The sequence below is a fragment of the Lysobacter sp. CC-YZS074 genome (assembly GCF_056739745.1).
The window spans coordinates 2,141,410-2,162,460 of sequence record NZ_CP200301.1; the positions used below are offsets into that span (position 1 = coordinate 2,141,410).

Consider the following 21,051-nt stretch of genomic DNA (forward strand, 5'->3'; position numbering starts at 1 on the left):
CCGATGACGCCACGCAAGATCGGACCCGTGCTGGCCACCTTCGTGGTGGCCAACAACATGATCGGGTCGGGGTTCTTCCTGTTGCCCGCTTCGCTGGCCACCTCCGGCGGCGTTACCGTCTTCAGCTGGGTGATCGGCACCGTGCTGGCGCTGATGCTCGGCGGCGCATTCGCCCGGCTGGCACGCGACTACCCGGACCTGACCTCGGCCGACGACTACGTGCGGCCGTCGCTCGGCCGCGATGCCAGCTTCCTGGCCACGTCGCTGTACTGGGCGTCGTCGTGGATCGGCAACAACGCGATCGCGGTGGCGGCGTTCGGTTACCTGGTGACGCTGCTGCCGCTCGACGGCGACAACCCGACCGTCCAGGTGGCCGGGCAGATCGGGCTGATCTGGCTGATGTTCGCGATCAACCTGCTCGGGCCGCGGCCGGTGGCACGCTTCCAGTCGCTGTGCGTGGTGTTCGGCCTGGCACCGGTGGCACTGGTGCTGCTGTTCGGCTGGGGCCACTTCGATGGCGGCATCTACGACGCTTCGTGGAACGTGTCGGGCGAGTCCGACGCGGCGGTCGTTTTCGGTTCGCTGGGGGCGATCTTCTGGGCCTTCGTGGGGCTGGAAACCGGCGCGATGATCGCCGGCGTGGTACGCGACCCGGACCGCGACGTGCCGATCGCCACCGCTGGCGGCATCCTGATCGCCGCGATCGTCTACATCCTCTCCTCGGTGCTGGTGATGGGCATCATCCCGGCCGAAGAACTGGCTGCATCCAGCGCACCTTTCGTGCTGGTGGCGGCGGAGATCTTCGGGCCGTGGGCCGGCATCGCGATTGCCGCGGCCGCCGCGCTGAAGGCCACCGGCACTCTGGGCGGGTGGATGCTGGTCACCGGCGAGACCGGCGCGCGCGCCGCCCAGCACGGCTACCTGCCGGCGATCTTCGGTCGCCTGAACCAGCGCGGCGCCTCCGGTTGGGGTTTGTTGATCATCGCCTCGGCGATGAGCGTGATCGCGTTCACCACGCTGTCGCCCAACGTGTCGGAGCAGTTCGGACTGATCATCGGCATCGTGGTGAACCTGGTGGTGCTCGCCTACGCCGCCGCGGGCCTCAGCCTGGTGGTCGGAACGCCCTCCAGGCGCCCGGGCACGCGTGACCGGGTGCTCGGCGTCACCGCGCTGTTCGCCTGCGCGCTGCTGCTGGCCTCCACCTCGCCGACCATGCTGGTCGGAGCGGCGGCGGCGATGCTGGTGGCATGGCTACTTTTCCGCCTGTTCGGGCGGCGTCGGGTGCCGGCCGCCTGAACCACGCGGCCCCGGTTTCACCGGGGCCCGTCCGTGCCCGGCCGCGCACCACCGGCGTTGTAAACTCGCCGGATGGACACCCTCCCCTACGATCCGCAACGGCTCCAGCACTGCGCCGGCGAGATCATCCGCAACGTACGCGAGCTGGCAGCGGCCGGCTGGACCCCCGCGACCAGCAGCAACTTCTCGCGCCGGCTTGACGAGAGGCACGCCGCCATCACGGTGTCGGGCCGCGACAAGGGCCGGCTGGTCGAGGACGACATCATGGTGGTCGACCTGCAGGGGCAGCCGGTCGCCACGGACCACCGGCCGTCGGCCGAGACCCTGCTGCACACCCAGCTGTACTCGCGTTTCGCCAGGATCGGCTGCGTGCTGCACACCCACTCGTTCAACCAGACCGTGGCATCCCGGCTGTTCGCCGGCGCCGGCCACGTCCACCTGGAAGGTTACGAACTGCTCAAGGCCTTCACCGGCAACGCCACCCACGAGACCGCGGTCGAGCTGCCGGTGCTGCCCAACAGCCAGGACATGCACACCCTTGCCGCCCAGGTCGATGCCCTGCTCGACCGGCAATGCATGTGGGGCTACCTGATCGACGGTCACGGCCTGTACGCATGGGGCCGCGACATGGCCGAAGCGCGCCGCCACCTGGAAGCCTTCGATTTTCTGCTCGGCTGCGAACTCGAACTGAGGAAACTGCAACGATGAGCCGCCTGCGCATCTTCGCCGAAGACCAGCCCGCCGCGCCGCTGGTCTCTACCACCGACCACGCCGCGATCGCCGCCGGACTCGCGCCGGTGGGCGTCGGCTTCGAGCAATGGCAGGCCACGGCACCGGTGGCGCCGGGCGACAGCGCCGAGCACATCATGGCGGCGTACCGCGCCGACATCGATCGCCTGGTGGCCGAGCACGGGTTCAGGAGCGTCGACGTCGTCAGCATCGCGCCGGACCATCCGGACCGCGACGAGATGCGCCGCAAGTTCCTGGACGAGCACTTCCACAAGGAGGACGAGGTGCGGTTCTTCGTCGCGGGCTCGGGGCTGTTCACGCTGCACGTGGGCGATCGGGTCTACGAACTGCTGTGCGAGGCCGGCGACCTGGTGTCGGTGCCCGACGGCACCACCCACTGGTTCGACATGGGTCCGGAACCGAGCTTCGTGGCGATCCGCTTCTTCACCGAGCCGGATGGCTGGGTCGGGCACTTCACCGGGAGCGACATCGCCCAGCGCTTCCCGCGTCTCGAGCGGGGGCACTGAGCATGGTGGCGATCCGGGCGAAGGCGGTCCTTACCGACATCGAGGGGACCACGAGCAGCATTTCGTTCGTCAAGGACGTGCTGTTCCCGTATGCGCGACGCGCGTTGCCGGGCTTTGTCCGCAGCCACGGCTCGGACCCGGGCGTACGCAGGTGGCTGGACGCGGTCGCCGCCGAGAACGGCGGGATGTGCCAGGACGACATGGTGGTCGAGGTGCTGCAGGGCTGGATCGACCAGGACCGCAAGCACACCGCGCTGAAGGCGCTGCAGGGGATGATCTGGGCGGCGGGCTACCGGGAGGCGGACTTCACCGCGCACATCTATCCGGACGCACCGGTGGCGCTTCGGGCGTGGCTGGACGCGGGCGTGCCGCTGTACGTGTATTCGTCGGGCAGTGTGCCGGCACAGCGGCTGTTCTTCGGAAACAGCGATGCGGGCGACCTGACGGCGCTGTTCTCGGGGTGGTTCGATACCGAGGTCGGCGGGAAGCGCGAGGCGGACAGTTATCGCCGGATCGCGGAGTCGATCGGCCTGCCGGCGGCCGAGGTGCTGTTCCTGTCGGACGTGGTCGAGGAGCTCGACGCGGCACGCGAAGCCGGGATGGCGACGGTGCTGGTCGACCGCCGGGATGATTATCCGGACGCGCGTACCGGTGACGCGGCGAACGGGCATCGGCGGGTGGAGTCGTTTGCGGAAATCGAGATTGGGAGGTAGCCGGCTACCGGCGTCCGGATAGCGCACGGGATCCGCGGCGGGGCTTCGGAAACTGGCGTGACGAGGGAGCTGGCCGGCGGCGTTGCTACGGGCGGGCGTCCTGCAGGTGGTACGTGGTGGCGGCGCGTTGCTCGCCCTGCCAGCGATCGAACACCCGCACCTCCACCCGATGTGCGCCGAGCGCGAGGTCGGTCGGCAGTGCGCCGCGCCAGAGGTGGGTGCTCGGGACGGCTTCGGGGGAGCGGTCGTAACCCCGCAGTGCCGCGGCTTCGTCGTCGCGGACGTTTTCGGCCAGCACGCGCGGGTCGGGGCGATCCACCTTTCGCATCGGCGTCCACTCGCCTTCATCGACGCGATACTCGACACGGGTGTCCTGCAGTCCCATGAACACGTTGGCGTAGACGCCCCACGCCGGATAGGCGCCGCGGCGCAGCACGCGCGGGGCGTGCAGGAACATCGCCGGGGCGGAGCCGGGCTCGTCGTCGCCGAGGCGCGCGGGATGCCAGGAGAGGGCGTATTCGCCACCGGGGTGCACCACCAGGCGGGCATAGCCGTTGGGCGTCCCGTCGGCCATGGTGGTGTCCGGGATGCCGTCGGCGTCCTTCGCGCCCGACCAGAACGCGCCGCAGGCGGCGCCGAGGTTGTACTCGTGCAGGGGCGCGGCGCCGTTCCAGCCGGTCGATCCGCCGTGGAAGACGTGCCGCTGGACGTGGCCGTGCCCGCTCAGCAACAGGACATGGGGAAAGGCTTCGAGCATCGCGAACAGCCGCTCGCGATCGGCGCTGCGAAAGGTCTCCCGCTCCGGCCCGGGGTCGGTGTCGAAGAAGGGAATGTGGGCGCTGACCACCAGCAGGCGGTCGCGTGGGGCAACGGCGAGGTACGCGTGCAGGAAGGCGAACTGGTCCTCGCGCAGGCCGCCGATGTAGCCGGGCGACTGCCCCGGCCGGTAGACGACATCGTCGAAGACGATGAAGGTGGCGGTCGGCTCTTCCCAGGCGAAGGTGTCGGGGCCGAAGTGGCGGCGGAAGGTCAGCAGCGACTGCTCGTCGTCGGCGTCGAAGTCGAGATCATGGTTGCCGGGCGCGTGCAGCCAGGGCACGCCCAGGGACGCGGTGGCCCGGTTGATGGCCGGATACAGCGACAGGTCGTCGTTGACCACGTCGCCCAGGGTCAGGCCCAGCTGCGCGGTCGCGTGACCGGACTCCCGCACCGACGCGACGATATCGCGTGCGTAGTAACCCACATCGGTCAGGGTGCTGGTCTGCGGGTCGGCGAACACCAGCACGTCGAGCGGGGTGCCGCTCTGCGCCGGCGCGGGTCGCAGCGCGAGATCGAAGCGGGTGTCCGCTCCCTTCGGCACTCCGCCGAACTCGAGCGGCGGGGACCCCTCCGGGAAATAGTGCGACCAGAACCGCGGCAGTCCGTTTTCACCGGCCGGAAAGGCGTAGCCCGCCGGCTTGATCGCGAACACGGTGTCGCCCGGTCGTACTTCGATCGAGTAGCGGCCTTCCCGATCGGTTGCGACCACCGCGCGCCCGTTGGACAGCTTCACCCCTTGGACTCCCGGTTCCCCGGCATCGCGCCTTCCGTTGCCGTTTGCGTCGGCGTAGACCCCGCCGGAGACGGAGGCGTCTACGCCGGCGAACGAGGCCGGGGGAAACGACAGCGCCAGCAGAGTCAATGGGAGCAGCAGGCGAGAAGCGGTCATGCGGGCCTCCGGAAGGACCGGAAGCCTAACGCAGCGCGCCGAGCCACGCAGCCACGCGCCTTTTCAGTATCGGCTCAAGCGGCAGGCCTTTGCAGGAGCGGCTTCAGCCGCGATCTGGAACCGTTCGCCGGTACCTGTTCCGGATCGCGGCTGAAGCCGCTCCTGCAAAAGGTGGCGCGAATCCGCGAAGACAGCCGCGAAGCCACGAAGACACACGTCAGTTCACCGGCGCAGTCGGCCCATGCCGTTGCCGCAACACCGCCACCGCATCGGCCAGCGACCGGTCGCGTGCACGCAGCAGTACCTGCAGGTGGAACAGCAGGTCGGCCGCCTCGCCGAGCAGCGCATCGTCGTCCTGTGCGACGGCGGCCAGCGCGGTTTCCACGCCCTCCTCGCCCACCTTCTGCGCGATGCGCCGGATGCCCTCGTCGAACAGGCGGCTGGTGTAGCTGTCCGGCGGCCGCTCCCGATGGCGGCGCTCGACCACCCCGTCCAGTTCGGCCAGGAAGTCGGAGGGCGCCGCGGCGAAGCAGCTGCTGCGGCCCAGGTGGCAGGTCGGGCCTGCGGGTCGCGCCTGGACCAGCAGCGTGTCAGCGTCGCAATCGGTTTCCAGCGCCACCAGCGCCAGGTGGTGGCCCGAGGTCTCGCCCTTCTCCCAGAGCCGCTGCCGGCTGCGGCTGAAGAACGTGACGCGACGGCTTTCCAGCGTAGCGCGCAGCGCCGCCCGGTCCATGTAACCCAGCATCAGCACCTGCAGGGTGTCGGCATGCTGGACCACGACCGGCAGCAGTCCGTCCTGCCTTTCCCAGGCCAGCGCGGCCTGGTCGAACCCGGTCAGCTCAGCCATCGCGCACCTCCACGCCGCGCCTGCGCAACTCGCGCTTGAGTCCGGGGATCGGCACCGCACCGGAATGGAAGACACTCGCCGCCAGCGCACCGTCCACGTCGGCCTGCTCGAATACGCTGGCGAAGTGCGATGCCTCCCCGGCGCCGCCGGAGGCAACCAGCGGCACGTCGCAGGCGCGTCGCGCGGCCTGCAGCTGTTCGATATCGAACCCTTCGCGCACGCCGTCGCTGCCCATGCAGTTGAGCACCACCTCGCCGGCGCCAAGCCGCTGCACTTCGTCGATCCAGTCCAGCGTCCGGCGCGGCAGCACTTCGGTCCGCGACGGATCACCGGTGAACCGGCGCACGCGCCACTCGCCGTCGGCGTCGCGCAGGCTGTCGATGCCCACCACCACGCACTGCACGCCGAACGCGTCGGCCAACTCCGACACCAGCGCCGGCCGCTGCAGTGCGGGCGTGTTGATAGATACCTTGTCCGCCCCCGCATGCAGCGCCGTGCGCGCGTCATCGACGCTGCGGATCCCACCGGCGACGCAGAACGGGATGTCGACGACACGGGCAACCCGCTCGACCCAGCCCCGGTCGACGCAGCGCGCCTGCGGGCTGGCGGTGATGTCGTAGAACACCAGCTCGTCCGCACCCTCGTCGCGGTAACGCAGCGCGAGTTCGACGATGTCGCCCATGTCGACGTGGTCGCGGAACCGCACGCCCTTGACCACCCGGCCGTCGCGCACGTCCAGGCACGGAATGATGCGGCGGCTCAGCACGGCAGTTCTCCGGCCAGCGCGTCGGCCAGCGCGTCACCCAACTGGAACCGGCCCTCCAGCAGCGCCTTGCCGAGCACCGCGCCGGCGCAGCCGGCGGCGCGCGCGGCGGCGATGTCGGCGAGGTCGCGTATGCCACCGGAGGCCTGCAGCCGCACCCCGGGCGCCAACGCCCGTATCCGCGCGTACAGGTCGAGGTTGGGGCCGGACAGCATGCCGTCACGCGCGATATCGGTGCACAGCAGGTGGCGCAGGCCGGCGTCGGCGTAATGGCGCAGCAGCGGCTCGAGTCCGGTCTCGCTGTCCTCGGTCCAGCCGGAGGTCGGCAGTCGCCAGCGCCCTGTCCGGTCCTGCCGCGCATCGAGCGCAACGGTAATCCGATCGGAGCCGAAGCGCCGGAGCCAATCCGAAACGCGGTCGGGTTCGCGCACGGCGAGGGATCCGATTACCACTCGGGCCGCACCCGCCTCGAGTAGCAGCGCGACATCGCGCTCGTCCCGCACCCCGCCGCCGGTCTGGATCCGCAAGCCGGTTTCAGCCGCCAGCCGCGTCAGCAGCGGCCCCAGCGTGTATCCACCGGCGCGCGCGGCCTCCAGATCCACCAGGTGCAGCCAACGCGCCCCGTCATCGGCGTAGCGCCGGGCCAGCGCGAGCGGCGCGTCGTCGTAGCGCGTTTCCTGCGCATAGTCCCCTTGGCGCAGTCGCACCACCCGGCCGCCGCGCACGTCGATGGCGGGCAGCACCTCGAACGCGGGCGCGCGCGCAGTCGCTTTGGCGACGCTCATGCGATCGCCTCCGACAGGAAGTTGCGCAGCAGCCGCGCGCCCACCGCGGCCGAACGCTCGGGGTGGAACTGCGCGCCAAAACGAAGGCCATCGCCGACCACCGCCCCAAATTCGCGACCATGGGTGGCGCTGGCGAGCGTGGCGCTGCCCACCGGCGCGGCATAGCTGTGGACGAAGTAGGCCTGCGCGCCGTCTTCGATGCCGTCCAGCAGGGTGCTGCCAGCCACCCTGCGCAGGCGGTTCCAGCCCATGTGCGGGACACGCACGGCCGGACTGCCGGCGCTGCCGGTGCCGGGAAGGAGCCTTGTGACACACCCCGGCAGTAAACCGAGGCACTCGACCCCGCCCTCGTCCGAGGAGTCGTACAGCAACTGCATGCCCAGGCAGATCCCGAGCAGAGGCTGGCGAAGACCACGGACCACGTCGACCAGCCCGGCCTGGTGCAGCCTCGCCATACCGGCGGCGGCCGTACCGACGCCGGGCAGGATGACCCGCCGCGCGGCGCGGATCACCGCCGCATCGGCGCTCACCCGCACACCGGCACCCAGCCGCTCCAGCGCGTACCGCACCGAACCGAGGTTCGCGCCGCCGGCATCGATCAGCACGACGTCGTTCACAGCGCCCCCTTGGTGCTTGGCAGGTCGTTACCCTCGCGGCGGATGGCCTGCCGCATCGCGCGCGCGACCGCCTTGAAGCAGGCTTCCACCTGGTGGTGGTCGTTGTCGCCCCGTACCTGGAGGTGCAGGTTCAGTCCGGCCCCGTCGCACAGCGAGCGGAAGAAGTGCGGTACCAGTTCGGTGGGCAGGTCGCCGACGCGTTCGCGGCGGAAGCCACCGTCGAACACGAAATGCGGTCGGCCCGAGAAGTCCAGCGCCGCCGTCGCCAGCGACTCGTCCATCGGCACGGTAAAGCCGTAGCGGCCGATGCCACGCTTGTCGCCCAATGCGTCGCGCAGCGCCTGGCCCAGCGCCAGTGCGCTGTCCTCGACGGTGTGGTGCTCGTCCACGTGCAGGTCGCCCTGGCAGCGCAACTCCAGCGAGAAGCCGCCGTGCTTGCCGAGCTGGTCCAGCATGTGGTCGAAGAACCCGAGCCCGGTACCGACCCGCGGATCCGCCACGCAGTCGAGGTCGAGCACGACCCGCACCGCCGTTTCACGGGTGATCCGCTCCACCCTCGCGCGCCGCGGTGCATCGACCAGTTCACGCGCGATGCCGGGCCAGTCCCAGTCGCCACCGAACTGCGGCGTGCGCAGCTGGAAGGCCCGGACCCCGAGGTTGCGGGCGAACGCGTTGTCGCTCTCGCGGTCCCCCACCATTGCCGACCGCTCCCAGGCGATGCCGCGGTCCCGCAGGTAGGCCAGCACCATGCCGATGGCCGGTTTGCGGGTGGGGGCGTTGTCGGCCGGCAGGCTGCGGTCCACCAGCACCTCGCGGAACCTGATGCCTTGGCTTTCGAACACCTGCATCATCAGGCGGTGCGGGCCGTCGAAGTCCACCTGCGGGAAGGCTTCGGTGCCGAGCCCGTCCTGGTTGGTCACCATCACGAACGCGTAGCCGGCGTCGCGCAGCCGGAGCAGCGCCGGGATCACGCCCGGCACGAAACGCAACTTGTCGAAGCGGTCGATCTGGAAGTCTTCGGGCTCTTCGATCAGGGTGCCGTCGCGATCCACGAACAGGATGGGCGTCAACCCGCTCATGCGGCCACCTGCACGGCGGCGATCGCCTCGATGATGCGATCGTTCTGCGAGGGCGTGCCGACGGTGATCCTCAACGCGTCCGCCAGCCCGGCGCTGGCCCGCATGTCACGCACCACGATGCCGCTCTGCAGTAACCGGTCCAGCGCCGCCTGCGCGTCGGCGAACCGCACCAGCAGGAAGTTCGCCGAGGACGGATACACCCGCTCGACCGACGCAAGCCGCCGCAGCGCCGACGCCAGCCGCTCGCGTTCGCCGACGACGGTGTCGATGCGCGTCCGGGTGACCGCCCACGCCACGTCGCCCAGCGCGTCGCGGGCCGGTTCGCTGCAGGGCGCCGGCAGCGGATACGGCGCCTGGCAGCGTTGCAGCAGGGCGACCAGGTCGGCATCGGCCACCACGCAGCCGACCCGCGCGGCGGCCAGCGCGTGGACCTTCGACAGCGTGCGCAACACCGCGATGTTGCGCTGGCGGGCGATCAGCCACACCGCCGATGGCGCCTGCGCGAACTCGCCATAGGCCTCGTCCACCACCACCAGTGCGCGGTCGTCCAGCTTTCGTGCAAGCGCCTCGATGTCGGCCAGCGGCAGCAGGTTGCCACCGGGGTTGCCGGGCGAGCACAGGAAGACCAGCTTCGCGCCGCCGGCCAGCGTGGCTTCGGCAACCGCGTCGAAATCACACCGGAAGCCGGCATCGCCGTCTTCCAGCGGCACCGTGAGCACGCGCGTGCCGTGCAGGCGGGCACAGACTTCGTACATGCCGAAGGTGGGTGGCGTCACCACGATGGCGTCGGCACCCGGGCGACACAGCGCCCGGATCAGCAGATCGATGCCCTCGTCACTGCCGCGGCCGGCCAGCACCTGCTCCGGCAAGCATCCGTAGCGCGACGCCATCGCGGCCCGCAGCGCCGCGGGCTGTGGCTCCGGATAGCGGCGAAGACGCTCGGCACCGGCGGCGGGATTCGGCCAGGGCGACTCGTTCGCGTTGAGCCAGGTTTCACCCTCGACCGGGTGGCTGCGGGCGGAGCGGTAACCGGCGAAGCCACGCAGGTCCTCGCGCACGAGGTTCATCGGAGACCGGCTCACGCCAACGCCTCCAGCCGGCGCGACACCGCCCGGCGGTGCGCGTCCAGTCCCTCGGCGGCGGCCAGTTCCATCGCGCACGGGCCGATCGCCCGCAGGCCCTCCGGCGCCACTTCCTGCACGGTGATCGCGGTCTGGAAGCTGGCCACCGAGAGGCCGCTGCACCAGCGCGCGGCACCGCCGGTGGGCAACACGTGGTTGGTGCCGCTGCAGTAATCACCGAGCGCTTCCGGCGCCCAGTCGCCCAGGAACACCGAGCCCGCGGCACGGACGTACGGCAGCCAGCGACGCGGTTCGCGCAACGCCAGGATGAGGTGCTCGGGTGCGTACCGGTTGCTGATCCCGAATGCCTGAGTGGTCGAAGCGACCCGGACCAGCCGCGACGCGGCCAGCGCCTGCCGCGCGATCGACGCCCGCGGCAGATCCGGCAGTTGCCGTTCGATCTCGGCCTCGACCCGCGCGAGCACGCCGTCGTCGTCGCTGAGCAGGATCACCTGCGAGTCCGGGCCGTGCTCGGCCTGCGACAATAGGTCCGCCGCCACGAACACCGGATTGGCGCCGGCGTCGGCGATCACCAGCACTTCCGACGGCCCGGCCGGCATGTCGATGGCGGCGCCACCCTCCAGCATCGCGACCTGCCGCTTGGCCTCGGTGACCCACGCGTTGCCGGGGCCGAACAGCTTGTCGCACGCCGGCACGCTCGCGCTGCCGAACGCCATCGCCGCGACCGCCTGGGCGCCACCGAGCTTGAAGACCCGCCGCACGCCGCAATGCGCGGCGGCGAACAGCACCGCCGGGTCGGCCGAACCGTCGCGCCTGGGCGGCGTGCACAGGACCACGTCTTCGCAGCCGGCCAGCCGCGCGGGCACCGCCAGCATCAGCGCGGTCGACGGCAGCGGGGCCGACCCCGCCGGGACGTACAGCCCGACCCGGCCGATCGGCCGCTGCATGCGTTCGCACATGACCCCGGGTGCGGTTTCCACCGCCGGCGCCGTGCCCATGCCGGTGCGGTGGAAGTGTTCGATGCGGGCGGCGGCTTCGATGATCGCGTCGCGCAGCCCCGACGCGAGTGCATCGGCCGCCGCCGCGAATTCGGCCCCGGTCACCTCGAAACCGTCGGGTGCGATCCCGTCGAACCGCGCGCTCAACCGGCGCAGCGCCTCGTCACCCCCGTTGCGGACCTCGGCCAGCAATGCCGCGACGGTGGCCGCCGTTTCCGCGCCGACCTGCTGGGCCGGACGCCGCAGCATCGCGGTACGCGCCGCCTCGTCGAGGTCGCTCCACTGCACGATGCGGCTCATGCGAGCATGCCCTCGACCGGCAGCACCATCAGGCCGCGCGCGCCGGCGCGCTTGAGCTCCTCGAGCCGCTGCCAGGTCACCGCGCCGTGGCACAACGCCTGCAACGCGAGGTCCTCCGCGCCATCGACGCGCATCACCGTCGGCGCCTCGGCGTCCGGCAGCAACGGCAACAGCCTGGGCAGCACATCGCGCGGCGCCTGGAACAGCAGCAGCTTGCTGTGGCGGATCCGCAGCGCACCGTCGAGCCGGCGCAGCAGCAGCGCCGCGAGCTCGCCACGGACCGCGTCGAGCTCGGCGACCGGCCCGGCGAGCACCGCTTCGCTCTCGCACAGCGTCGCGACCGGCTTGAGCTGGTTGGCCGCCAGCGTCGCGCCACTGGACACGAGGTCGCAGACGGCATCGGCCTGCCCGAGCCGCGGCGCGATCTCCACCGACCCGGACAGCAACACGACCTCGGCGTCGACGCCCTCGCCGGCCAACCAGCGCGACAGCAGCGCCGGATAGCTGGTCGCGATCCGCTTGCCCGACAGCTGCGCCGGCCCCTGCCATCCCGAGCCCTCCGGCACGGCCAGGGCCAGGCGGCACGCGCCGAAACCGAGCGCACGCCACTCGCGGAACGCCCGTCCGCGCCCGTCGGCGACGCGCACGGCGTCCTGCTCGGCCAGCACGTTGCGGCCGACCACGCCGAGGTCGCAGACGCCGTCGGCGATCAGGCCGGGAATATCGTCGTCGCGCACCAGCAGCAGATCGACGGGAAGCGATTCGCCGTAGCAGAACAGGCGGTCCCGGCTCTCGCGCCAGCTCAGGCCGCACGAGGCCAGCAGGGCGCGGGCGGGCTCGGCCAGACGGCCGGATTTCTGGATTGCGATGCGCAGCCTGTCGCGCACCGGGGTCGAAGGGGTCATGGGGTGTTCCTGGAGTCCGGAATGTCGGGGGCGTCAGATACGGCTTCGCTTGAGCGCCTGGCCGTAACCGCCCGCGCCGCGTTCGAGCGTCCGTGCGACGCGACCGATCGTGGTCACGCTGACCTGGGTGCGGTCGTGGATCTCGCGATAGGGGATGCCCTGCGCCACCAGCGGCACGACCCGCCAGCGATCGGTCATCGCCTCGAGTTCGGCCGGCGTGCAGAGGTCTTCGAGAAACGCCCGCACCTCGGCCGCCCCGCGCAGGCGGTCGATCACCGAGGCGAGCGTGTCGAGCACGTCTTCCTGTACCTCCACCGCTCCGTCAGCACGACGCTTCATCCGTCACTCCAATGTATTAACGCGTTAACACATTAGGGCAAGCGTTGGACGAGGTCAACCGCTGCTTTCCTGTGGGAGCAGACGCCACGGGCCGGGGCTTCCTCGACGGAGTCCCCGCCCGGACAAAGGTGATCCGGAGAGTGGGTTTAGCGGTGCGGTGATCGCCGCCTGCCGCGGCGGCGCCGCGGTCGTGCGCGGGCTACCGGATCCTGCGTGGGCTACCGGGTGCAGGCCACGGCATCAGGCCGTGGCCCAGGCGGTGTGGGCTCAGGCCGAACGCGCCGCTGCAAGCACCACGCCATCGACCACGAGCTGGACGGCCGCGGCGACCTCGCCATCCAGCGCACGGTCGCGCTGCAGGAACGGGATGCGCTGCCGGATCGCCGCGTGCGCGGCGGCCACCGCGCGGCCGGGATGGAACTCGTCCGCATCGGCCAACTCGGTCCGCAGCGCCTCGACATCGGCGATGAATCCGGCGTGGTCGCGGTGGTCCTGGCGCGGCGCGCCGGACACCTTGTCCGCCAGTGCGGCGGCGTCGCCCCGGGCGGCCAAACCGCGGGCGGCGTTGATCATGTCGCGCCGGAGGTCCAGCGCCTGCGCGGCGGTGTACAGCTCCAGGCCGAGCACCTTGCCGAGGTCGTCGGCCATCGCCAGCACGTGGCGCGCCTCGTTGGCGCCCATCGAGACGTGGTCCTCGGCGTTGGCGCTGGTCGGGATCGAATAGACCGACGCCGGGTGCGCGCGGCTTGCGAGGTCGTTGACGATCGCCGCGGCGGTGTACTGCACGATCATGAAGCCCGACTCGGTCGCGTCCTCGTTGCCGATCAGGAAACCCGGCAGGCCGTCGTTGGTGGCCGGGTCCACCAGCTTGTTGAGGCGGCGCTCGGAGATGCTGGCCAGCACCGGGATCGCCGCCTTGACGTAGCTCATCGCCAGCGCCAGCGGCATGCCGTGGAAGTGGCCGGCGGAGATCACCTGCTCCTCGACGTGCTCCCTGTCGGCGTCGGGGAACACGATCGGGTTGTCGGTCAGCGCGTTGAGTTCGACCTCCAGCACGCGCGCGGCCTGCGCCACCGCGTCGCGTACCGCGCCGTGCACCTGCGGGATGCAGCGCAACGAATAGCTGTCCTGCGGCTGGTGCTTCTTGCCGCCGCGGAACGGCCGGAACCGGGTGTAGAACTTCTCGCGGCCGTGGCGCTGGGTGAACGGCACCCAGTCCCACCCGATGTCGAAGCGCAGCGACTGCGCCTCCGCGGCATCCCATGCCTCCGGCGTCCACGGCCGGAACCTCGGCACCAGGTGGTACGGGATGTCGGCAAGGGTCGAGCCGTCCAGCAGCCGCCGCAGGTGCGCGGCGACCTCGACCTGCCCCGGGTGCGGACGCAGCGCGTGCACCTCCTCGGCGAACGCACCGAGGCGACCGGCGAACGCATCGATCGTCATCGCCGCGGCAAGGTCGGCGGTGTCGAGCAGGTCCTCCAGCTTCGACAGCGCCAGCACGCCGCAGGCCAGCATCTGCGCGGTGCCGTTGTTGAGCGCCAGGCCCTCCTTGTACGACAGCGTCACCGGCTGCAGGCCCGCACGCGACAGCGCTTCGGCGCCGGACAGGCGCTCGCCCCGGTAGAACGCCTCGCCGCCGCCGAGCAGCACGATCGCCAGGTGCGACAGCGGCGCGAGGTCGCCCGACGCGCCGACCGAACCCAGCTGCGGCACCACCGGCACGATCCCGGCGTTGAGCATCGCCGCCAGCGCCTGCAGGGTCTCGACCCGGATCCCGGAATGGCCGCGCATCAGCGTGTTGATGCGGATGCACAGCATCGCCCGGACCACCTCCGGTGCGAACGGCTCGCCGACGCAGACCGCATGGGTGACGATCAGGTTGCGCTGCAACTCCTCGTGCAGCGACTCGTGCGGGTTGACCGCGTCCTCGCCGGCGCCGCTGCGCAGCCGATGGCTGCCGAGCAGGCGGTCGGCGTTGCTGCCGAAACCGGTCGAGACGCCGTAGATGGGTTCCTCGCGCCGGACCTGTTCGGCAAGGAACCCCGCCGCGCGGGCGACCGCCGGCAACTGCTCCTCGGCCAGCTCCACCTGTGCCCCGTGCGCGACGGCGACCAGCCCGGCCCGGGTCAGCGAACGGCCATCCAGACGTACCGGCTTCATGCCCGGCCCTCCATCCGCGGTTGCGCCAGCTCGACCTTCAGCGCCTGCGCCAGCTCGGCGCGGGGCACTTCGAACTGGTCGGCGCGGCGCAGGTCCTTCACCGTCACCGTGCCCTTGGCGATCTCCTCCTCGCCCAGCACCGCGACAAACCGGATGCCGGCGCGGTCGGCGTACTTGAACTGCTTCGCCAGCTTGGACGGCTCCATCACCACCTCGGTGTTGAGCCCTCCCTGGCGCAACTCATGCGCCAGCGACAGGCAATGCGGCAGCACTTCGGCATCCATCTGGGTGACCAGCACCTGCACCGTGCTGTCGGCGGTGTCGAGCAGGCCGGCCTCGCGCAGTTGCCAGAACAGCCGGGTCAGGCCGATCGAGATGCCGACGCCGGGCAGCTTCGACTTCGTGTAATGGCTGGCGAGGTTCTCGTAACGGCCGCCGGAGCAGATCGAACCGATCTGCGGATAGTCGTCCAGCGTGGTCTCGTAGACGGTGTCGGTGTAGTAGTCGAGCCCGCGCGCGATCGAGAAGTTGAGCGCGTAGTCGGCCTCGGGCACGCCCAGCGCGCGGACCAGCTCCAGTACCTCGCGCAGTTCGGCCACGCCCTCGCGCAGCGCGTCGTTGCCATCGCCGAGCACGTCGAGGCAGGCCAGCGCGTCGGCATGCGAGGTCGAGCGCACCTCGACGAATTCGAGGATCCGCGCGACCGCGTCCGCGGCCAGGCCAAAGCCTTCGCCGGTCAGCGTCTCTCGGACGTAGTCGGCGCCGCGCTTGTCGAGCTTGTCGACCTCCCGCAGCACCCGCGCCTGCAGGTCCGGCTCGGCCACGCCCTGCGCCTCGAAGAAGCCGCGCATCAGTTTGCGGTTGTTGAGCTGGATGGTGAACTTGCCGATCGCCAGCTCGGAGAACACCGCGTGGATGACCGCCGGGATCTCGGCGTCGAACCGCGTGCTCAGCGCATCCTTGCCGACCACGTCGATGTCGCACTGGTAGAACTCGCGGAAGCGGCCGCGCTGGGCACGCTCGCCGCGGTAGACGCGCTGCATCTGGTAGCGGCGGAACGGGAAGGCGAGGTCGTGCTCGTGTTCGGCGACGTAGCGTGCCAGCGGCACCGTCAGGTCGAAGCGCAGCGCCAGCTCTGGAAGGGCACGCTCGGGCAGTTCGCCGCCCTGCCCCTGCGCGGCCTTGTCCAGCGCGCCGGTCGACTGTACGAAGTAGACCTGCCGCTCGGTCTCGCCGCCGGACTTGGTCAGCAGCACCTCCGACAGCTCCATCACCGGCGTTTCCACCGGCAGGAAGCCGAACCGCTCGTAGTTGCGGCGGATGGTGTCGAGCATGCGCTGGAAGGCGATCTGGTCGCGTGGGAGCAGCTCCATTACACCGGGCGGCGTGCGCGGCTTGATCGGCGACGGGGTCGGGGCGTTGCTCAAGGCAGGGCTCCAGGCGGGGCGCAAAGGGATCGCGACAGTTTAGCGGTCCGCCATGGGCCCCGCCCCGCCCGCGATGCGCCCCCTTGCCGGATGCCCCGGCACCCCCTAAAATGCGCGGCTCTGCAGTCGGGGTGTAGCTCAGCCTGGTAGAGCGCTACGTTCGGGACGTAGAAGTCGCAGGTTCAAATCCTGTCTCCCCGACCAATCAGTTGAAGCAGAACGCAAAAAAGCCGGCCTCGCGCCGGCTTTTTCGTGTCTGGTCGACGGGTCGCCCGTCCGGGGCCCGCAGCCTCGGCCGCGGGCCTCGCCGCATTCAGGCCGCCTCGGCGACCTTCGGCACATCGGCGTGCCGGGTCTGCCCCTCGCCGCGCACGACGTAGCGCTCGATCGTCAGCGACTCCAGCCCCATCGGGCCGTAGGCGTGCAGGCGGGTGGTCGAGATGCCGATCTCCGCGCCGAGCCCCAGCTCGCCGCCGTCGTTGAAGCGCGAGGAGGCGTTGACCACCACCGCCGAGCTGCGGATCGCGCGGATGAAGCGGTCGATCGCCGTCTGGTCGGTGCTGCAGATCACCTCGGTGTGGTCGGAGGTGTGGCGGTGGATGTGGGCGATCGCGTCGTCGATCGAATCGACCACGCGCACGGCGAGGACCGGCGACAGGAACTCGGCCGCGTAGTCGTCCTCGGTCGCGGCGCTGGCGCCGGGGAACAGCGCGCGGGTGCGCTCGCAACCACGGATCTCCGCGCCACGCGCCTGCATTTCGGCCAGCGCGTCCGGCAGCCATTCTTCGGCGATGTCGGCGTGCACGAGCATCGTCTCGAGCGAGTTGCACACGCCCGGGCGCGACAGCTTGCCGTCGATCGCCAGCTTCAGCGCCAGCGCGGGGCCGGCCGCGCGGTCGACGTAGAGGTGGCACACACCCTTGTAGTGCTTGATCACCGACACCCGGGCGTTCTCGGCGACGAAGCGGATCAGCCGCTCGCCGCCGCGCGGGATCGCGAGGTCGACCAGGTCGGTCAGCTGCAGCAATTCCAGTACGTGCTCGCGCGCGGTGTCCTCCACCAGCGCCACCGCCTCGGCCGGCAGGCCGTGGTCGGCGAGTGCACGGTGCAGGCAGCGGGCGATCGCGATGTTGCTCTCGCGCGCCTCCGAGCCACCCCGCAGCAGCACCGCGTTGCCGGCGCGCAGGCACAGCGCGGCGGCATCGGCGGTCACGTTCGGGCGGGCCTCGTAGATCATCGCCACCAGCCCGAGCGGAATGCGCACCTTCTCCACCACCAGCCCGTTCGGGCGGGTCTCGCGGCGGGTGACCTGGCCGACCGGGTCGGGGAGCGCGGCGACTTCGCGGATCGCGGCGACGATGCCGTCGATGCGGGCGTCGTCGAGCTTCAGCCGATCGAGCATGGCGCCGGTGGTGCCGTTGGCGTGGGCGCGCTCCATGTCGGCGGCGTTGGCTTCGAGGATGCCGGCGCGGCCGGCGTCGACCGCATCGGCCATCGCCGACAGCAGCGTGGCGCGGCCGGTGTCGTCGAGGCCGGCGATGGCGAGGGACGCGGCGCGCGCGCGGGTGGCGAGATCGCGGACGTAGCCGCTGTGTCGGGTGGTCATCAAAGGGTCTCCGTGAACAGTTCGGGGGTGGCGGCGGCAGCGGCGGGCGTCAGCAGGACGAGGTCGTCGCGACGGATCACCGATTCGCCGTTGTGGAAGCCGAGCACCGATTCGATCTCGCGGCTGTGGCAGCCGGCAATGCGCTCCAGATGGGTCGAGTCGTACTGGACCAGCCCGCGGGCGAGGCGCCGGTGCCCGCGCTCGGGCAGCACGTCGACCATCGCGTCGCGGCAGAAGTCGCCCTCCACCCCGACGATGCCGCCCGGCAGCAGCGATGCGCCCTGCCCGGCCAGCGCCTTGGCGGCGCCCGCATCGACGCGGATGGCACCGCCGCTGGGCGGGGTGTGGCGCAGCCACAGCTTGCGCGCGACCAGCCGGTCGCCGTGCGCGGGAATGAAGGTGCCGCGCAGGCGGTCCTCGGCAAGAGCGGCGATGGTGTCGGCGTCGTGGCCGCAGAACAGCGCGGTGTCGATGCCGGCGGCGGCGGTCTTGGTGGCCGCCTCCAGCTTGGTGTACATGCCGCCGGTGCCGAGCGAGCCCGCCCCACCCTGCGCCATCAGCATCACCTCGGGGGTGATCTCCTCGACCCGCGGCATCGGCCGCGCGTCCGGGTCGCGCACCGGGTGGCCGGTGTACAGGCCGGCGGTGTCGGTGGCGATCAGCAGCACGTCGGCCTCGACCAGGGTGGCGACCACCGCGGCGAGGTTGTCGTTGTCGCCGAGCTTGAGCTCGTCGATGGCGACGGTGTCGTTCTCGTTGACGATCGGCAGCGCGCCGATCCGCAGCAGCTCGCGCAGCGTCGCGCGGGCGTTGAGGTAGCGGCGGCGGTTGCGCAGGTCGTCGTGGCTGAGCAGCACCTGCGCGACCGGTTGCTCCACCAGCCCCTGCCACAGCGCCAGCATCGGCGTCTGACCGACCGCGGCGAGCGCCTGCCGCTGGGCGAGACCGACGCCGTTGCTCGCCATCAGGCCGCGCCCGGCGGCGACCGCACCCGACGACACCAGCAGCACCTCGCGGCCCTGGTCACGGAAACGCGCGATGAGATTGGCGAGTGCGGCGGCATTGCGCTTGCCGAGCCCGCCCTTGCCGTCGGTCAGCAGGCTGCTGCCGACCTTGAGCACGGCGCGCTGCCAGCGTGGCAACGGTTGTTCGGGGAAAGTCTTGTCCGGGAACGTGGCGATCATCGGCGCGGTGGTCCTCCTGTAGTGCAGCGACGCGCATGCCGGGCATGGCGACAGGGAGGAGAACAGCGGACCGGCGTGGACGTAGGCGCCAAGCGCCAAGGTGTCCGGCGATGCTGGATGGAGTGCCCCGGAGGTTGCGATGCACCGGCGATGGCGGCGGTGATTCGCGGCGGTATACGTCGGAGGTCGCGTGGCGACCGGCGGACTTCCAAGTGAAGCCGAAGACGTACGTGCGAGGCAACGGCGTTACGTGCACCAACGCCGGAAGCTGTACTCGAAAGCGTGGAAGTCTAGCAATTCCAAGGCTTCCGGGCCAGCGACGGGTTCAGGAGAGGGTTGGTTTGGGGCGGTGTAGCCGCGCGATCACCGCAGCCGAATGAGACCCATCGCCCGTGATTACCGGTCGCACGGACGCCCCCTGAAACGATGTGCAGCTGTCGACATCCGCACCGCCACCAGGCTCCTGTAGGAGCGACGTAAGTCGCGACCCACTGGCAATCGAGGCCGAAAGATCAACGCGCACCCACGATCGCGCGACCGCGCCATTGCGTGGATCGCGGCGCCGACGAATTGTCAGTGGGTCGCGACTTACGTCGCTCCTACAACCAGGCACATCATTGGTCGGTCAAGGCGGCAAGCCGTTCGCGCAACACGTCCAGCCGCAGATCACCCGCCGCTCCCGGCGACACGCGCGCGGCCAGGCTCGTCGTAGGCTCACCCTCGCCCCACCGCGCCGGGTCGGCCGCCTCGCGGTAGGCATCGCGGAACGGCTTGCCATCGCGTGCGAGGTCGACCGCGAGGTCGGTCGCGTACATCGACGGATCGAGCGCGGCGCGCATCGCGTCGGGCTTCCATTCGAGGTTGCGCAGCAGGTCCGGCAGCACGCCGAGCGCGCCGAGGCCGCGGCCGAAGGCGTGGAAGATCGCGCCCTTGGAGAACTGCAGGTCGCGGTGGTAGCCGGACGGCAGCGACAGCAGTTGCTCGACCTCGGCCCTGCCCGCCGCGACGCTGGCGTAGCTGGCGCGCATCAGTTCGATGACATCCGGGTTGCGCTTGTTCGGCATGATCGAGCTGCCGGTGGTGTACTGCGGCGGCAGCGCGACGAAGCCGAACTCGGCGCTGGTGAACAGGCTAAGGTCCCACGCCAGCCGACGCAGGTCGAGCACCGCGCTGGACAGTGCCTCGATCGCCGCCAGCTCGAACTTGCCACGCGAGAGTTGCGCGTACGTGGCAGCCACCTGCATCCGGCCGAAACCCAGCGCCTGCGTGGTGTGGTCGCGGTCCAGTGGCAGGTTGACGCCGTAGCCAGCGGCGCTGCCGAGCGGGTTGGCGTCGACCCAGGCCAGGGTGTCGCGCGCGCGCGCCGCGTTGTCGATGAAGCCCTCGGCCCACGCCGCCCACCACATGCCCAGCGACGACACCACGGCACGCTGCAGGTGGGTGTAGCCGGGCAGCGGCACGTCACGCTCGGCCTGCGCGCGGTCCAGCGCGACGCCTGCGACTTCGCGGCACAGCGACTGCAGCGTGGCGAGGCGGTCCTTCAGCCACAGCCGGGTGGCGACCAGCACCTGGTCATTGCGGCTGCGGCCCGCGTGGATGCGCCGGCCGGTGGCGCCGAGTCGCTCGACCAGCCGGGCCTCGATCGCCGAATGGCCGTCCTCGTAGCGGCCGTCAAGAACGAAGGCGCCGCCCTGGAAGTCGTTGGCCAGCGTGTCGAGCTCGCGCCGGATCGCGGCGAGCTCGTCGGCGGACAGGAGGCCGATGCGCTGCAGCCCTTCCGCGTGCGCGGCGCTGGCGCGGATGTCGAACGCGAAGAACTCGCGGTCGAGGATGACGTCGTCACCAGCGCAGAACTGCTGGATGCGCTCGTCGATGCGGACGCCAGGCTTCTGCCAGAGGAGGTCGGTCATGGTGTGAGTTCCGTGGGCGATCCGGTTGTGTGATGGGTATGGTTGGGCAAAGGGTGCAATCGGGGCGATGTGCAAG

The 21,051-nt window shown here is 70.7% G+C and carries 19 protein-coding genes and 1 tRNA gene; 5 read left to right on the plus strand and 15 right to left on the minus strand.

Going from position 1 to position 21,051, the window contains the following annotated elements:
* Nucleotides 1-3 precede the first annotated feature (3 nt).
* From U8331_RS09680 to mtnC, 4 genes are all read left to right on the plus strand, one after another.
* Nucleotides 4-1,296: an amino acid permease gene (locus tag U8331_RS09680; RefSeq protein WP_481130838.1), complete on the plus strand. Its 1,293-nt coding sequence runs from the start codon at nt 4-6 to the stop codon at nt 1,294-1,296.
* Between the two features lie 72 nt (nt 1,297-1,368).
* Nucleotides 1,369-2,004: a methylthioribulose 1-phosphate dehydratase gene (locus tag U8331_RS09685; protein WP_481130839.1), complete on the plus strand. Its 636-nt coding sequence runs from the start codon at nt 1,369-1,371 to the stop codon at nt 2,002-2,004.
* Nucleotides 2,001-2,552 (plus strand): 1,2-dihydroxy-3-keto-5-methylthiopentene dioxygenase, encoded by a 552-nt coding sequence (locus U8331_RS09690; protein WP_481130840.1) that lies wholly within the window; start codon nt 2,001-2,003, stop codon nt 2,550-2,552. The genes U8331_RS09685 and U8331_RS09690 overlap by 4 nt, the downstream gene beginning before the upstream one ends.
* Before the next feature lie 2 nt (nt 2,553-2,554).
* Complete coding sequence (mtnC, locus tag U8331_RS09695; RefSeq protein ID WP_481130841.1) at nt 2,555-3,265, plus strand: acireductone synthase; 711 nt, start codon at nt 2,555-2,557, stop codon at nt 3,263-3,265.
* A gap of 85 nt (nt 3,266-3,350) precedes the next feature.
* Here the strand turns inward: mtnC and U8331_RS09700 are convergent, their stop codons facing one another.
* The 12 genes from U8331_RS09700 to hisS all read right to left on the minus strand — a co-directional run bounded on the left by U8331_RS09700 (nt 3,351) and on the right by hisS (nt 16,221).
* Nucleotides 3,351-4,973, minus strand: coding sequence for a calcineurin-like phosphoesterase C-terminal domain-containing protein (locus U8331_RS09700; protein WP_481130842.1), 1,623 nt, complete (start codon nt 4,971-4,973; stop codon nt 3,351-3,353).
* 217 nt (nt 4,974-5,190) lie between these two features.
* Nucleotides 5,191-5,820, minus strand: a complete 630-nt coding sequence (hisIE, locus tag U8331_RS09705; protein WP_481130843.1) for a bifunctional phosphoribosyl-AMP cyclohydrolase/phosphoribosyl-ATP diphosphatase HisIE — start codon at nt 5,818-5,820, stop codon at nt 5,191-5,193.
* The gene (gene hisF / locus U8331_RS09710; protein WP_481130844.1) at nt 5,813-6,586 is read right to left on the minus strand and encodes an imidazole glycerol phosphate synthase subunit HisF; all 774 of its coding nucleotides are present in this window, start codon (nt 6,584-6,586) and stop codon (nt 5,813-5,815) included. Before hisF ends, hisIE begins: the two co-directional genes overlap by 8 nt.
* Complete coding sequence (hisA, locus tag U8331_RS09715) at nt 6,580-7,368, minus strand: 1-(5-phosphoribosyl)-5-[(5-phosphoribosylamino)methylideneamino]imidazole-4-carboxamide isomerase (RefSeq protein ID WP_481130845.1); 789 nt, start codon at nt 7,366-7,368, stop codon at nt 6,580-6,582. Before hisA ends, hisF begins: the two co-directional genes overlap by 7 nt.
* On the minus strand, nt 7,365-7,985 hold the full coding sequence (hisH, locus tag U8331_RS09720) for an imidazole glycerol phosphate synthase subunit HisH (RefSeq protein WP_481130846.1): 621 nt from the start codon (nt 7,983-7,985) through the stop codon (nt 7,365-7,367). The genes hisA and hisH overlap by 4 nt, the downstream gene beginning before the upstream one ends.
* Nucleotides 7,982-9,055 carry a bifunctional histidinol-phosphatase/imidazoleglycerol-phosphate dehydratase HisB gene (hisB, locus tag U8331_RS09725; protein ID WP_481132945.1) on the minus strand — a complete coding sequence of 358 codons (1,074 nt, stop codon included), beginning with the start codon at nt 9,053-9,055 and terminating at the stop codon, nt 7,982-7,984. The genes hisH and hisB overlap by 4 nt, the downstream gene beginning before the upstream one ends.
* Nucleotides 9,056-9,060: 5 nt before the next feature.
* Nucleotides 9,061-10,131 (minus strand): histidinol-phosphate transaminase, encoded by a 1,071-nt coding sequence (gene hisC / locus U8331_RS09730; protein ID WP_481132946.1) that lies wholly within the window; start codon nt 10,129-10,131, stop codon nt 9,061-9,063.
* Between the two features lie 11 nt (nt 10,132-10,142).
* Nucleotides 10,143-11,444, minus strand: coding sequence for a histidinol dehydrogenase (gene hisD / locus U8331_RS09735; protein ID WP_481130847.1), 1,302 nt, complete (start codon nt 11,442-11,444; stop codon nt 10,143-10,145).
* Nucleotides 11,441-12,349 carry an ATP phosphoribosyltransferase gene (hisG, locus tag U8331_RS09740; protein WP_481130848.1) on the minus strand — a complete coding sequence of 303 codons (909 nt, stop codon included), beginning with the start codon at nt 12,347-12,349 and terminating at the stop codon, nt 11,441-11,443. Before hisG ends, hisD begins: the two co-directional genes overlap by 4 nt.
* Nucleotides 12,350-12,382: 33 nt before the next feature.
* On the minus strand, nt 12,383-12,688 hold the full coding sequence (locus U8331_RS09745) for a YerC/YecD family TrpR-related protein (protein WP_481130849.1): 306 nt from the start codon (nt 12,686-12,688) through the stop codon (nt 12,383-12,385).
* Nucleotides 12,689-12,955: 267 nt separating this feature from the next.
* Entirely contained in the window at nt 12,956-14,848 is a 1,893-nt protein-coding gene (locus U8331_RS09750; protein WP_481130850.1) for an HAL/PAL/TAL family ammonia-lyase, read from the minus strand.
* Nucleotides 14,845-16,221, minus strand: a complete 1,377-nt coding sequence (hisS, locus tag U8331_RS09755; protein WP_481132947.1) for a histidine--tRNA ligase — start codon at nt 16,219-16,221, stop codon at nt 14,845-14,847. Before hisS ends, U8331_RS09750 begins: the two co-directional genes overlap by 4 nt.
* A 181-nt stretch (nt 16,222-16,402) precedes the next feature.
* Between hisS and U8331_RS09760 the strand changes: the two genes are divergently transcribed.
* Nucleotides 16,403-16,479, plus strand: a tRNA-Pro gene (locus U8331_RS09760).
* Between the two features lie 109 nt (nt 16,480-16,588).
* Here U8331_RS09760 and U8331_RS09765 read toward each other — a convergent pair.
* From U8331_RS09765 to argH, 3 genes are all read right to left on the minus strand, one after another.
* Nucleotides 16,589-17,881, minus strand: coding sequence for a glutamate-5-semialdehyde dehydrogenase (locus U8331_RS09765; RefSeq protein ID WP_481130851.1), 1,293 nt, complete (start codon nt 17,879-17,881; stop codon nt 16,589-16,591).
* Nucleotides 17,881-19,065, minus strand: a complete 1,185-nt coding sequence (gene proB, locus U8331_RS09770) for a glutamate 5-kinase (protein ID WP_481130852.1) — start codon at nt 19,063-19,065, stop codon at nt 17,881-17,883. Before proB ends, U8331_RS09765 begins: the two co-directional genes overlap by 1 nt.
* A 614-nt stretch (nt 19,066-19,679) precedes the next feature.
* Nucleotides 19,680-20,975 carry an argininosuccinate lyase gene (gene argH, locus U8331_RS09775; RefSeq protein ID WP_481130853.1) on the minus strand — a complete coding sequence of 432 codons (1,296 nt, stop codon included), beginning with the start codon at nt 20,973-20,975 and terminating at the stop codon, nt 19,680-19,682.
* Nucleotides 20,976-21,051 lie beyond the last annotated feature (76 nt).

What these genes read in the sequence shown, in the direction of transcription:
- U8331_RS09680 (WP_481130838.1), top strand. Translation starts at nt 4, where the DNA reads ATGACGCCACGCAAGATCGGACCCGTGCTGGCCACCTTCGTGGTGGCC.
- U8331_RS09685 (WP_481130839.1), top strand. Translation starts at nt 1,369, where the DNA reads ATGGACACCCTCCCCTACGATCCGCAACGGCTCCAGCACTGCGCCGGC.
- U8331_RS09690 (WP_481130840.1), top strand. Translation starts at nt 2,001, where the DNA reads ATGAGCCGCCTGCGCATCTTCGCCGAAGACCAGCCCGCCGCGCCGCTG.
- mtnC (WP_481130841.1), top strand. Translation starts at nt 2,555, where the DNA reads ATGGTGGCGATCCGGGCGAAGGCGGTCCTTACCGACATCGAGGGGACC.
- U8331_RS09700 (WP_481130842.1), bottom strand. Translation starts at nt 4,973, where the DNA reads ATGACCGCTTCTCGCCTGCTGCTCCCATTGACTCTGCTGGCGCTGTCG.
- hisIE (WP_481130843.1), bottom strand. Translation starts at nt 5,820, where the DNA reads ATGGCTGAGCTGACCGGGTTCGACCAGGCCGCGCTGGCCTGGGAAAGG.
- hisA (WP_481130845.1), bottom strand. Translation starts at nt 7,368, where the DNA reads ATGAGCGTCGCCAAAGCGACTGCGCGCGCGCCCGCGTTCGAGGTGCTG.
- hisC (WP_481132946.1), bottom strand. Translation starts at nt 10,131, where the DNA reads ATGAACCTCGTGCGCGAGGACCTGCGTGGCTTCGCCGGTTACCGCTCC.
- hisD (WP_481130847.1), bottom strand. Translation starts at nt 11,444, where the DNA reads ATGAGCCGCATCGTGCAGTGGAGCGACCTCGACGAGGCGGCGCGTACC.
- hisG (WP_481130848.1), bottom strand. Translation starts at nt 12,349, where the DNA reads ATGACCCCTTCGACCCCGGTGCGCGACAGGCTGCGCATCGCAATCCAG.
- U8331_RS09745 (WP_481130849.1), bottom strand. Translation starts at nt 12,688, where the DNA reads ATGAAGCGTCGTGCTGACGGAGCGGTGGAGGTACAGGAAGACGTGCTC.
- U8331_RS09750 (WP_481130850.1), bottom strand. Translation starts at nt 14,848, where the DNA reads ATGAAGCCGGTACGTCTGGATGGCCGTTCGCTGACCCGGGCCGGGCTG.
- hisS (WP_481132947.1), bottom strand. Translation starts at nt 16,221, where the DNA reads ATGGAGCTGCTCCCACGCGACCAGATCGCCTTCCAGCGCATGCTCGAC.
- U8331_RS09765 (WP_481130851.1), bottom strand. Translation starts at nt 17,881, where the DNA reads ATGACCACCCGACACAGCGGCTACGTCCGCGATCTCGCCACCCGCGCG.
- proB (WP_481130852.1), bottom strand. Translation starts at nt 19,065, where the DNA reads ATGATCGCCACGTTCCCGGACAAGACTTTCCCCGAACAACCGTTGCCA.
- argH (WP_481130853.1), bottom strand. Translation starts at nt 20,975, where the DNA reads ATGACCGACCTCCTCTGGCAGAAGCCTGGCGTCCGCATCGACGAGCGC.